This is a genomic window from Parabacteroides sp. AF19-14, assembly GCF_003635485.1.
Classification (GTDB): Bacteria; Bacteroidota; Bacteroidia; order Bacteroidales; family Tannerellaceae; genus Parabacteroides; species Parabacteroides distasonis.
Map to the genome: position 1 here is coordinate 81,270 of NZ_QTMJ01000011.1, position 12,062 is coordinate 93,331.

Here is a 12,062-nt window from a genome sequence, read left to right on the forward strand (position 1 = left end):
ACATGAGTACAAAGAAGGAACGATTGGATGCCATTTGCGGTATTATACAGACGAAAGTGATAAGTAATCAAGAAGAACTGCTTAAAGAACTGGAAGATAGCGGATTCTCGGTTACGCAAGCTACGCTTTCCCGCGACATCAAGCAACTGAAAGTAGCCAAGGTACACGACGGAAACGGAGATTATGTATATCGCCTTCCCGAAGAGAGTATAAGCAAACAAGCACAGCCTGAAGGCAAGAAAAAGCCGAATATCGAGTTTTCCGGAAACTTGGCGGTGGTGAAAACACGACCGGGTTACGCCATGGGAATTGCCTCGGACATAGACTCCCATGCCCCCAGCGAGATACTGGCCACCATAGCCGGAGACGATACGATCTTGGTAATCCCCCGCAACGGTGTGAGCCAAGAGAAGGTGATTGCCGCTTTATCACATTTTATATAAAAGGAAAAAACTAAGAACAAACAATAAAATGGAACAAGAAATAGAAATTGATGTTATGATCGCTGATGCCTCTCACGAGGTATATGTGGATACGATCCTAGATACGATCGAGTCTGCCGCTAAAGTCCGGGGCACGGGTATCGCCAAACGTACGCACGAGTATGTGGCCCAGAAGATGAAAGAGGGCAAAGCGGTGATCGCCTTGGCGGGAAACGAGTTCGCCGGGTTTAGTTATATCGAGTCATGGGGAAACAAGCAGTACGTGACTACCTCCGGCTTGATCGTGCATCCGAATTTCCGGGGCTTGGGTATCGCGAAACGCATCAAGGACATGACCTTCCAGCTTGCCCGCATGCGCTGGCCGAAGGCGAAGATATTCAGCCTTACCTCCGGCGCTGCCGTGATGAAGATGAATACCGAGCTGGGATATGTACCGGTTACGTTCTCCGACTTGACGGACGATGAGGCTTTCTGGCGGGGTTGCAACGGTTGCGTGAACCACGATATCTTGGAACGCACCGAACGTAAGTATTGCATCTGCACGGCCATGCTGTTCGACCCGGCCGATCCGCATCGTGCGCAACGAGAGCGGGAGGCCCGTAATCAGACTAAAAAGGACTAAATTAATACGATAGAAAAACAACATAAAATAAAGAAACGATGAAGAAGAAAGTAGTAGTAGCGTTCAGCGGAGGTTTGGATACCTCATTCACGGTCATGTATCTGGCTAAAGAAAAAGGATACGAGGTATACGCCGCTTGCGCTAACACAGGTGGTTTCAGCGAGGAACAATTGAAACAAAACGAGGAGAACGCCTATAAGCTAGGCGCCACGAAATACGTGACGATCGACGTTACGAAAGAGTATTACGAGAAGAGCTTGAAGTACATGATTTTCGGAAACGTGTTGCGTAATGGTACGTATCCGATCTCCGTAAGCTCCGAGCGTATCTTCCAAGCCTTGGCGATCGCCCGCTACGCGAACGAGATTGGCGCCGACGCTATCGCCCATGGTTCTACCGGAGCCGGTAACGACCAGATCCGTTTCGATATGACTTTCTTGGTATTGGCTCCGAACGTGGAGATTATCACGTTGACCCGCGATATGGCCTTGAGCCGTGATTTTGAGATCAACTACTTGAAGGAGCACGGTTTCGAGGCCGATTTCACGAAGTTGAAATATTCCTATAACGTAGGTCTTTGGGGAACCTCTATCTGCGGCGGCGAGATTCTTGATTCCGCACAAGGACTGCCCGAGAGCGCTTATCTGAAACAAGTGGAAAAAACCGGCAGCGAGCAATTGCGCATCGAGTTCAAGAACGGTGAGGTTCATGCCGTGAATGGTGAGGTGTTCGAGGATAAGATCGCCGCTATCCAGAAGATCGAGGAGATCGGGGCCGCTTACGGTATCGGCCGTGATATGCACGTGGGCGATACGATCATCGGTATCAAGGGACGGGTCGGTTTCGAGGCTGCCGCTCCTATGTTGATTATCGGGGCGCACCGCTTCCTAGAGAAATATACGTTGAGCAAATGGCAACAATACTGGAAGGATCAGGTAGCGAACTGGTACGGCATGTTCTTGCACGAGAGCCAATATCTGGAACCGGTGATGCGCGATATCGAGGCGATGTTGCAAGAGTCTCAGCGTAACGTGAACGGTACGGCTATTCTGGAGCTTCGTCCGTTGTCCTTCTCTACCGTTGGCGTAGAATCTGAGGATGACTTGGTGAAGACGAAATTCGGTGAGTACGGAGAGATGCAGAAAGGCTGGACCGCCGAGGACGCTAAAGGCTTCATCAAGGTTCTTTCCACTCCGTTGCGTGTTTATTATACGAACCATAAAGACGAAGAGATATGATTAAATGCGGAATTATAGGCGGAGCGGGTTACACGGCGGGTGAATTGATCCGCCTGCTCCTAAACCACCCTGATGCCGAGCTTACATTTATAAACAGTAGCAGTAACGCCGGTAACAAGATCACGGACGTGCATGGCGGTCTTTATGGCGAGACGGATTTGGTGTTCACCAGCGAGTTGCCGTTAGATAGCATCGACCTTCTGTTCTTCTGTACCGCTCATGGCGATACGAAAAAGTTCATGGAGAGCCACACGGTTCCCGAGAACGTGAAGATTATCGACCTGAGCATGGACTACCGGATCGAAGGCCCGGAGCACGATTTCGTGTACGGCCTGCCGGAATTGAACCGCCGCCGGATTTGCAACGCCCGGCATATAGCGAACCCCGGTTGTTTCGCTACTTGCATCCAATTGGGCGTATTGCCGTTGGCGAAGCACTTGATGCTGAATTCCGACTTGCATGTCAATGCCATCACGGGATCGACGGGAGCGGGCGTGAAGCCTTCTTCCACCTCTCACTTTAGCTGGCGCAACGACAACATATCGATCTATAAGCCTTTTACGCATCAGCACTTGGCCGAGATCAACCAAAGCTTGAGCCAGTTGCAGAAGAGCTATTCAAGCCGGATCAACTTCATCCCCGTACGCGGTAATTTCTCCCGTGGTATATTCGCCACGACATACATCGATTGCAAGATCGACTTGGTGGAGATCCGACGTATTTATGAGGAATACTATGATGATCACAGCTTCACGTTTATCACTGATAAGAACCCGGATTTGAAACAAGTGGTAAATACGAATAAATGCTTGATCCACTTACAGAAAATAGATGATAAGCTTCTTATCATCTCTATGATCGATAACTTATTGAAGGGCGCTAGTGGCCAAGCGGTCCACAACATGAATCTATTGTTCGGGTTGGAGGAGACGGTTGGCTTACACTTAAAACCCTCCGCGTTTTAAAAAATACTATAAAGATGAATTTATTCGACGTATATCCATTATTTAATATAGAGATCGTACAAGGCAAGGGATGTCATGTATGGGATAGCGAGGGAAACGAGTACCTCGACTTATATGGCGGCCATGCCGTGATCTCGGTGGGGCACAGCCACCCTACTTACGTAAAGGCGATTACCGAGCAGGTAAATAAATTAGGCTTTTACTCGAACTCGGTTATCAATAGCTTGCAACAAAAATTAGCGAATAAGCTAGGGAAGGCTTCCGGCTACGATGATTATTCGTTGTTCTTGATCAACTCCGGAGCGGAGGCGAACGAGAACGCATTAAAACTGGCCTCTTTTCATAATGGCAAGAAGCGGGTGATCGCATTCAAGCACGCCTTTCATGGGCGTACCTCCGCCGCCGTCCGTGTCACGGATAACCCGAAGATCATCGCTCCGGTAAATGAGGATCTAGCGGTTACTTATCTTCCATTGAACGACGCTTCCGCCGTAGAGGAAGAGTTGAAGAAGGGGGATGTATCTTCCGTGATCATCGAAGGTATCCAAGGTGTAGGTGGCATCCAGTTACCAACGGATGATTTTATGCGTAAGTTACGCAACTTGTGTACGGCTTATGATGCCTGTCTGATCTTGGATGAGATCCAGTCCGGATATGGAAGAAGCGGTAAATTCTTCGCGCATCAATATGCCGGTATCAAGCCGGATTTGATCTCGGTAGCGAAAGGTATCGCCAATGGCTTCCCGATGGGTGGGTTATTGATCAGCCCGAAATTCAAGCCGGTTTATGGTATGCTCGGCACTACTTTCGGCGGTAACCATTTGGCTTGCGCGGCCGCTATCGCCGTTCTTGATATAATGGAAGACGAGCGTTTGATTGATAACGCGGCGAAAGTGGGTGCCTATTTATTGGAAGAGCTTCATAAACTTCCGGGTATCAAGGAAATTCGGGGCCGTGGTTTGATGATCGGTATCGAGTTCGAGGAATCTATCAAGGAAGTGCGTAGCAAACTTCTCTTTGAGGAGAAAGTGTTCACGGGTGTAGCCGGAACCCATACGATCCGTCTGCTTCCTCCGCTTTGCTTGACGATGGATGAGGCCAAGGAATTTATCCGTCGCTTCAAGAAAGTCCTAAACGCTTAATTGTTCTTTATTTCATAAAAAGGGAGGATGTCTGAATTAGCGTCCTCCTTTTTTTCATTCCTCCCCAACAGCTACGTAAATTAAGTATCACCCTTTGTCAAAAAAACATCATTCCTTTTTCCGAAAAAACACTAACTTTACGCAGTCTAAACTTTGAGTCTCTAATTACTAATGAACACGATCGATGAAATATCTATTTATAGGAGTATTCACTTTGTTGTGCCTATTTGCCTGTCAATCTAACGACTCCCAATACATCATAGAAGGCACCTTACCCACTGCGCAGCAGGATGGGGAATGGATTTATCTGGCACCCATGGAAAACGCCTCAATCGAAAATATCGATTCTACGAGAATAGAGAACGCACGGTTTACTTTCCAAGGAACGGGAGAAGAGATGAAAGTCCTCCGTATGCGCATCCTTTTGCGTCTCAAGTTCCAAGAGCTACTGGTCGTAACGGAACCGGGTGTGACCTCAGTACGGATAGACTCCATCAGCTCGGCCTCCGGTACACCGCAAAACGACGCCTTGCAGCATTGGAAAGACCGGAAGCAAAAGACCGATAGCGAATCCTATGCCCTATGGACAGCGCTTAAGACTTGCTCGCCGGAAGATTCCACCCGCATCAAGCAGACATGGGATTCCTTGAGAGTAGAGACGCAAGCTTTTAATTATGCGTTCATGAAAGAACATATCAACCAAACGGTCGGGAAATTCCTCTATAAGATGATAAAAACCTCCTTGACCGAAGAGCAACGAAAGGAACTGGATGAAGCGAATCATTAAACAGGATCTGTCGATCACGCTAGCGGTACTGGCGATAGCGATCTTCGCTTTCTTCTTCTGGATGTACCCCTATCATTTGTTCCACAAAGAGCAAATGATGCTGTTCTTGTACAGCGGTGAGTTTCTCCGTGGATATTTTCAGGAGGAAGCGTGGCTGGCTTGTCTCACCGGCGATTTCCTCACGCAATTCTTTTATTATATCGGGGGAGGCCCGTTCATCCTAAGCGTTGTCTTAACTTTATTTGCCCTGCTTACCTATCGGACATTCCGGCAATTCGTCAGCAAGAGATACGCCCTTCCTCTTATGATACTACTTGTATTATGGGAGGCCGGAAGGTCTTGCGGACTCGCCTATCCGTTATCCGCAACTCTCTCCTTGATCGGAGCAGAAGGTGTTTTCCTGTTATATAGCCGGAGCCAAACTGAGGGGCAACGTCTTCTTACCTGCATTCCCGCCATGCTTCTTTGCTATTGGTGCTTCGGGTACGGGGCATGGCTCTGTCTGGCCCTTATGCTGGCCGCCGGAATCATAGCGCACCATCAAAAGCTAAGTGCCCTGCTCGCGGTTGGTATATTGCTTCTTCCAGCGAGCCAATATCCCGCTACCACTTGGTGGAGTAAGCCGGATCTCGACCGGGAGTATGTACTCAGCCTCGATGTGGAACATTATTTCGGAAATATACAAAAGATGAGGAAACATCTCGAAACAGACCGCCAAATCCTTTGGGTGACCTATTACCGGAACCTGTACAATGCCACGCATCCATCCGAGATCAACTCACCCGTATCTCTCTCCCGGAACCTCCTAGCGTGGAATCAACCGGGTACGAATGGGTTGATCCTTCCCGTGAACCCATCTGCTTCTTTTCTCTCTATCCTATTCGCCAACGAGTTATGGTTCACGTTAGGAGATATGACTATGGCCGAGCATTGCGCCATGCTAAGTATGATCTTCTCTCCTCGCAATTCGGGTAGCCGTATGATCAAACGGCTGGCTGAGATCAATCTGGTCAATGGGGATGATGAGGCAGCTCTTAAATATCTACGTATATTAGACAAGACACTCCTTCATAAAAGCTGGGCCGAAAAGAGAATACCCGGTCAGCAAACCCCGCGAGTAAAGGAGTGGCTGGAGAAGAAACGCAGAGACATCCCGACCCAAGACCAACTACGTTCCGGTAACGATGCCGTGACTTCCTTACGGAACTTAGTCGCCTCGAACGCCGGCAATCTCCGTGCTTACGAATACTTACTCTGCTATCATTTACTCTCCAAAGATCTCCGTTCTTTTGTAGAAGATTATGTACCGGGTAAGGTCTCTAGTCCCATTTTCGCCGAGGCCCTGCTGATCCATCTCGCCCGCCAAGGTAATATCCGTGCGAAAGAGCTTATAAAATACCAAATCCCGGTAGAGATAGCGAAAGAATTCGCCGATTATACCCGGCTTTATGAGGCAAAGGACACGAGTTTGAAAGAGAAATACGGCAAGACCTATTGGTTCTATTATCATTTTGCGACCACAGAGCCCGGAAAGGAGAGTAAGCCATGAAAGAAGCAAGAATCATGAAAGAGAACATAACCTATTACCTCGTCTGGATAATCTGCTTGCTGGCAGGATGTGCCCCTACCCCGAAGCAAATAGAGGATACCACAGACCCAATCCCCATGTATCCCGATTATACGGATATCATGATTCCCACGAATATCGCCCCTCTCAACTTCTTATTGAGAAACGATGCGGACGCTATGCAAGTAACCTTGAAAGGGAAATCAAAAGAGATACAATTATCTTTCGGAAAGAAAGCTATTTTCCCTTTAAACCTATGGGAAAGCCTTTTAGAGCAGGAAGTGGGCAACCGCCTGCAAATAACCGTAGTCGCTCGTATCAAGGGTAAATGGTTTCGTTACCCCTCTTTCTACTGGCAAGTAGTTCCGGAGAAACTGGATAGTTATATAAGCTACCGGCTTATAGAACCCGGCTACGAGGTATGGAACAAGATCCAATTATGCGAGCGGGAGATTAATTCTTTTGAAGAACGGATTATCGCCGACAACAAAGATACCGACGGTTCTTGCATGAACTGCCATATTTACGGAAATAAGAAAGGAAGTTTATCCATGTTCCATTTACGGGGAAAGCAAGGAGGCACCCTGCTGAACCGTAACGGACATTTGAGGAAGTTGAAACTGAGCAACGACAATCTGCCAAACGGGGCTGTTTATGGCGATTTCCATCCATCGGGGCAGTTCGCTGTTTTTTCCACGAATATTATCATCCCTGCTTTTCATTCGTTAGGGAGTAAGCGGTTGGAAGTCTATGATACGACCTCCGACCTAATGGTCGCAGATTTCAGAAAGAAACAACTCATCACCTCCCCATTGACTAGCCGGAAGGATGAGTTAGAGACTTTCCCAACTTTCTCGCCCGATGGGAACTGGATCTATTATTGTTCCGCTCCTCTCCAGCCGTTGCCCGATAGTATCCATAACCTAAAATATTCCCTATGCCGCATATCTTTCCATAAAGATACCAAGGAATGGGGCCAACGGATCGAGACCGTATGGGATGCCCAGAAGCATAATGGCTCCGCCTGCCATCCCAAGATATCGCCCGACGGTAAATACCTGCTTTTCACGGTAGCCGATTATGGAACCTTCCCGATCTGGCACCGAGAAACAGACCTGCATATGATGAACCTCCAGACCGGGAAGATAGATACCTTACCTGCCGTCAACTCCGATAAATCGGATACCTACCATAGCTGGTCCTCTAACAGCCATTGGTTTGTCTTTGCCAGTAAGCGGGATGACGGACTATACGGAAAGCCTTATTTCTCTTACGTGGATAGTACGGGAAAAGCCTATAAACCTTTCGTTCTCCCGCAAGAGGATCCGGAACATTATGATATCACGTTGAAATCTTATAATATACCTGAATTATCCACTAGCGAGCTTCCTTTCGACGCTGAAGATGTACAAGAGATCTACTACGACGAGGAAGCTGAGACTTTTAAATAATAGAATCATGGAAAATACACGTAAATATAGATACATAAGAGGAATCGCCTCCTTATTATTCGGCTGTGCGATTTGCCTGTTTTGGGGACTTTATTATCCTCATCATTTACATTACCACGAGCAATTCCAGTTATTCCTGTTCACGCCGGAATATGGAATCGACAAATGTCTCCATCCCGGAGGCATCGCCGAATATATAGCGGAGTTCCTGACGCAGTTCTATTATTTCGCTTGGGCAGGGGCTACGATCTTGGCGATCGTTCTCGTGCTTATCCAACGGCAAATAAACTGGCTGGCCAAACAAATGGGGGCTTCCGACTTTTGGTATCCGCTCAGCTTTCTCCCTTCCATCCTGCTCTGGGTATTTTTATGTGATGAGAATGCCCTGCTGGCATTCCCCGTCTCCATAACTCTCGCCCTCTTCGCTCTAATCATCCAGCGAAAAACCGCTCATTCATGGGGACGAATTATCTATACGCTCCTAATGATGCCGGTGCTCTACTGGGTGGTAGGTGGTGGGGCCTATTTCATCTTCGTGATCGGAGTAATAATCGGGCATTGCATCAAATCCGTGCCAGCCACATACAACAAATCCTATATTTGGATTCCTATCTACATCTTGCTTGGAATCCTATGCCCCCTATTGGCACAAAGCCTTACGCAATATCCATTGCTTAGCCTCATAACCGGTATCGATTATTATCGTTTCCCCATGATCGTTCCCAACACCCTATTACTGACAATCGCTACCGTAGCCATAATGCCCGGGGCATTAGCCTTGCTACCCCCACCGGCAAAGGGTACTAAAGTTTGGATGGCTGCTATCCCCACCCTGCTCCTTATCGGTGGTGGCACATGGATTCACGCCGCCAGCAATCCGGATAAGGAAGAGGCCATGAAATACGACTACCTCACCCGCATGAAACAATGGAACAAGATTATCAAAGCGGCGGAAAACAAAGAACCAAATTCCCCCTTCTCCGTGACCTGCTTAAATCTGGCTCTCGCCAAGACCGGACAATTAGGGGATCGCATGTTCCATTTCTACCAGAATGGAACGGAAGGATTGATCCCGACCTTCCAAAGAGATTTTACCTCACCGCTCCCAACCAGCGAGATATTCTATCATCTGGGAATGATCAACTCCTCACAGCGCTATATGTTCGAGGCGATGGAGGCTATCCCCGACTATAAGAAAAGCGGACGTGCCTATATGCGTCTGGCCGAGACCAACTTGATCAATGGACAATACGCTGTCGCCGCCAAATACCTGCGGGCTTTGCAGCATACCTTGTTCTATAAGAAATGGGCGACCCATGCCATGAGCTACCTAAATAACGATGAAAAGATAGAGAAGCATCCCGAATGGGGATGGTTGAGAAAAGCCCGATATACGGAAGATTTCTTGTTTAGCGACACGGAAATGGATGTCATGCTAGGCTTATTGCTGCAACATAATAAAAGTAATCGGATGGCTTTCGAGTATATGTTAGCCTATGTCTTGCAAAAGAAGGATCTGGAACGCTTCATGAAATATTATCCGCTGGGAAAAGATCTAGGCTATAATCACATACCCATCTCTTATCAAGAGGCATTGATTTTCATTTGGACACAGCAGCATCCTAATTTCCAAGGTCTTCCTTGGAGCATCTCCCGCAACGTATTAGAAGGGGTAAGCGAGTTCGCCCGTGTTTATATGACGCAGAAAGACTCCGAGCCTATCCTTCGCCCGAAATACGAGAAGACATTTTGGTATTACTTATTATTCAGAAAATAAACGGCCATGAGAAAGCTTATCTTATTATATAGTATATGTATAGCGTTATTTACCGCCTGTGGGGATTCGGTGGTATCCCCCGAACAAATAGAGAAATACCCGTCCATCTATCCGGATTATATCGGGGTAACAGTTCCCGCCACGATAGCTCCAATGAATTTCTCTTATACGGATACCTCCTATGAGCGGATAGATGTTATCGTAAAAGGGCACCAAGGCAAAGAGGTACATATAAACGCGAAGCATGTCAATTTCCCGGAAAAAGAGTGGAAGCAACTGCTCAACTCCAATCAAGGCGATAGTTTACTCTTTACTGTCAGTATCAAGCAAAAGGGTAAATGGAGTACTTACAAACCTTTCCCCATGTACATCAGCCCCCACCCGATCGATTACGGCCTAGTATACCGAAAGATCGCTCCCGGTTATGAAGTCTATAGCCGTATGGGTATTTATGAGCGTGATCTATCGTCTCATAAAGAAAGACCTTTGGTGGAAAACACGCTGGTCAAAGGTATGTGCGTAAACTGCCATGCCTTCAATCGTACGGACCCGAGCCATTTCAGTCTTCACATCCGAGGAACGCATGGAGCCACTTTTATGAGAACCGGCAATAAGGATGAATACCTCAACACGAAAACAGATCAGACAATCGCCGCTTGCGTCTATCCCTACTGGCATCCCGGAGGCGAATATATAGCGTATTCCACGAACAACACCCGGCAATCGTTCCATACGGTTAAGGACGAGCGGGTAGAAGTCTTGGATTTGGAATCTGATGTAGTCGTTTACCATCCGGCAGATCATCGTCTACTTCTTTGCGATTCTTTGCAAAAGAAAGACAGGTTCGAGACCTTCCCCGCATTCTCCCCGGATGGTCGTACGCTTTACTTTTGTTCCGCCGAGGCTAAAAAGATTCCCGAAGAATATAAAGAGATAAGATATAATTTATGTAGTATAGATTTTGATCCCTCTGCCGGTACATTCGGGAGCCGTATCGATACGTTGGTGAACGCTGAGGCTTTAGGGAAAAGCGTATCTTTCCCCCGTCCTTCCTATGACGGCAAATATATTATGTTCACCTTATCCGATTACGGAAACTTTTCGATCTGGCATAAAGAGGCGGATCTATGGTTACTGGACTTGACAAGCGGAGACCTCCGCGAGCTATCCGAAGTAAATAGCGATGACACCGAAAGCTTTCACAACTGGAGTAGCAACTCCCGCTGGTTTGTCTTCAGTAGCCGCCGGGGTGACGGCCTTTATACCCGCCTTTATCTGGCAAGCATGGATGAGAATGGCAAGATAAGCAAGCCCTTTCTCCTTCCCCAACAAGACTCGGAAACCTATTACGATCGTTCTGTCTATTCCTATAATGTCCCGGATTTCGTCAATGCCCCTATTCTGCTGGACACGAAAGTATTTGAGAAGAGGATAACTTCAAAAGAGCGTATACAGGTTCAAGTTGGGAACTAGAAACCAAGGGTTACCAAAAACAATACACGGATCTTATAGAAAAAATAAATAATTCCATAAGATCCGTGTATTGGGTATAGTTCTATATCTAGATGTTCACTATAGGTTCTTCAGCCATTTCTTACCGGATTTGGTATAAGTCCATGCAAGAAATATCCCCATTACCACGATAATAATTAAAAACAAAAATGTCATGTTATTCATATCTGTTATTATTTAAATATTCTATTTGCACAAACCGCAATCATTCCTGTACCTCCTAAACCTGTTATGAGCATTACCCACTGTGAAAAATCATTCGGATTCTTATACAACGGGATAACCCCACATATAACTACACCCGCAAAAGTCAGTTTCGCCAAATCATAAAAGAACTTTCCCAAATTCTCCTTTCGGGCTTTCTCTCGTTCTCTCCCTTCCTTCACTTGTTCTTGTAAATCATTCCATTTTCCCATAGTCATTCTATTTGATTAATTAACATGCACAAAGATAACAATGAATTCCAAATCAAACAACCGTTCCGGTTAAAATAAAAATAATACCACTATCCGATAAAATAATACTAGATTGTCTGCCCGATACCTCTTACATTCGCGT

Annotated in this window: 11 protein-coding genes; 10 read left to right on the forward strand and 1 reads right to left on the reverse strand. The window is 46.9% G+C overall.

Features of this window, described 5'->3' with window-relative positions:
* The first annotated feature begins 2 nt into the window (after positions 1 to 2).
* The 10 genes from DWX33_RS12555 to DWX33_RS12600 all read left to right on the forward strand — a co-directional run bounded on the left by DWX33_RS12555 (position 3) and on the right by DWX33_RS12600 (position 11,465).
* On the forward strand, positions 3 to 443 hold the full coding sequence (locus tag DWX33_RS12555; RefSeq protein WP_005855227.1) for an arginine repressor: 441 nt from the start codon (positions 3 to 5) through the stop codon (positions 441 to 443).
* Between the two features lie 28 nt (positions 444 to 471).
* Positions 472 to 1,065, forward strand: a complete 594-nt coding sequence (locus tag DWX33_RS12560; protein WP_005865603.1) for a GNAT family N-acetyltransferase — start codon at positions 472 to 474, stop codon at positions 1,063 to 1,065.
* A 38-nt stretch (positions 1,066 to 1,103) separates the two neighbouring features.
* Positions 1,104 to 2,303, forward strand: a complete 1,200-nt coding sequence (locus tag DWX33_RS12565; protein WP_005865601.1) for an argininosuccinate synthase — start codon at positions 1,104 to 1,106, stop codon at positions 2,301 to 2,303.
* Complete coding sequence (argC, locus tag DWX33_RS12570; RefSeq protein ID WP_005855221.1) at positions 2,300 to 3,268, forward strand: N-acetyl-gamma-glutamyl-phosphate reductase; 969 nt, start codon at positions 2,300 to 2,302, stop codon at positions 3,266 to 3,268. The genes DWX33_RS12565 and argC overlap by 4 nt, the downstream gene beginning before the upstream one ends.
* A gap of 14 nt (positions 3,269 to 3,282) precedes the next feature.
* Positions 3,283 to 4,410 (forward strand): aspartate aminotransferase family protein, encoded by a 1,128-nt coding sequence (locus DWX33_RS12575; protein ID WP_122380494.1) that lies wholly within the window; start codon positions 3,283 to 3,285, stop codon positions 4,408 to 4,410.
* A 184-nt stretch (positions 4,411 to 4,594) separates the two neighbouring features.
* On the forward strand, positions 4,595 to 5,197 hold the full coding sequence (locus DWX33_RS12580; protein WP_122144792.1) for a DUF4369 domain-containing protein: 603 nt from the start codon (positions 4,595 to 4,597) through the stop codon (positions 5,195 to 5,197).
* The gene (locus tag DWX33_RS12585) at positions 5,181 to 6,746 is read left to right on the forward strand and encodes a DUF6057 family protein (RefSeq protein ID WP_122380495.1); all 1,566 of its coding nucleotides are present in this window, start codon (positions 5,181 to 5,183) and stop codon (positions 6,744 to 6,746) included. Before DWX33_RS12580 ends, DWX33_RS12585 begins: the two co-directional genes overlap by 17 nt.
* Positions 6,743 to 8,215 carry a PD40 domain-containing protein gene (locus DWX33_RS12590; protein ID WP_122380496.1) on the forward strand — a complete coding sequence of 491 codons (1,473 nt, stop codon included), beginning with the start codon at positions 6,743 to 6,745 and terminating at the stop codon, positions 8,213 to 8,215. Before DWX33_RS12585 ends, DWX33_RS12590 begins: the two co-directional genes overlap by 4 nt.
* A gap of 7 nt (positions 8,216 to 8,222) precedes the next feature.
* Positions 8,223 to 9,992 carry a DUF6057 family protein gene (locus tag DWX33_RS12595; RefSeq protein WP_122380497.1) on the forward strand — a complete coding sequence of 590 codons (1,770 nt, stop codon included), beginning with the start codon at positions 8,223 to 8,225 and terminating at the stop codon, positions 9,990 to 9,992.
* Positions 9,993 to 9,998: 6 nt separating this feature from the next.
* Positions 9,999 to 11,465 carry a PD40 domain-containing protein gene (locus tag DWX33_RS12600; protein ID WP_122380498.1) on the forward strand — a complete coding sequence of 489 codons (1,467 nt, stop codon included), beginning with the start codon at positions 9,999 to 10,001 and terminating at the stop codon, positions 11,463 to 11,465.
* A gap of 212 nt (positions 11,466 to 11,677) precedes the next feature.
* On the opposite strand, the gene DWX33_RS12605 is transcribed toward DWX33_RS12600, so the two are convergent.
* A complete protein-coding gene (locus DWX33_RS12605; protein ID WP_009018619.1) occupies positions 11,678 to 11,920 on the reverse strand; it encodes a DUF6722 family protein in 243 nt (80 codons plus the stop codon).
* Positions 11,921 to 12,062 lie beyond the last annotated feature (142 nt).

Coding starts and splice junctions, on each gene's coding strand:
- DWX33_RS12605 (WP_009018619.1), bottom strand. CDS start 11,920: ATGGGAAAATGGAATGATTTACAAGAACAAGTGAAGGAAGGGAGAGAA.
- DWX33_RS12600 (WP_122380498.1), top strand. CDS start 9,999: ATGAGAAAGCTTATCTTATTATATAGTATATGTATAGCGTTATTTACC.
- DWX33_RS12585 (WP_122380495.1), top strand. CDS start 5,181: ATGAAGCGAATCATTAAACAGGATCTGTCGATCACGCTAGCGGTACTG.
- DWX33_RS12580 (WP_122144792.1), top strand. CDS start 4,595: ATGAAATATCTATTTATAGGAGTATTCACTTTGTTGTGCCTATTTGCC.
- DWX33_RS12555 (WP_005855227.1), top strand. CDS start 3: ATGAGTACAAAGAAGGAACGATTGGATGCCATTTGCGGTATTATACAG.
- DWX33_RS12575 (WP_122380494.1), top strand. CDS start 3,283: ATGAATTTATTCGACGTATATCCATTATTTAATATAGAGATCGTACAA.
- DWX33_RS12590 (WP_122380496.1), top strand. CDS start 6,743: ATGAAAGAAGCAAGAATCATGAAAGAGAACATAACCTATTACCTCGTC.
- DWX33_RS12560 (WP_005865603.1), top strand. CDS start 472: ATGGAACAAGAAATAGAAATTGATGTTATGATCGCTGATGCCTCTCAC.
- argC (WP_005855221.1), top strand. CDS start 2,300: ATGATTAAATGCGGAATTATAGGCGGAGCGGGTTACACGGCGGGTGAA.
- DWX33_RS12595 (WP_122380497.1), top strand. CDS start 8,223: ATGGAAAATACACGTAAATATAGATACATAAGAGGAATCGCCTCCTTA.
- DWX33_RS12565 (WP_005865601.1), top strand. CDS start 1,104: ATGAAGAAGAAAGTAGTAGTAGCGTTCAGCGGAGGTTTGGATACCTCA.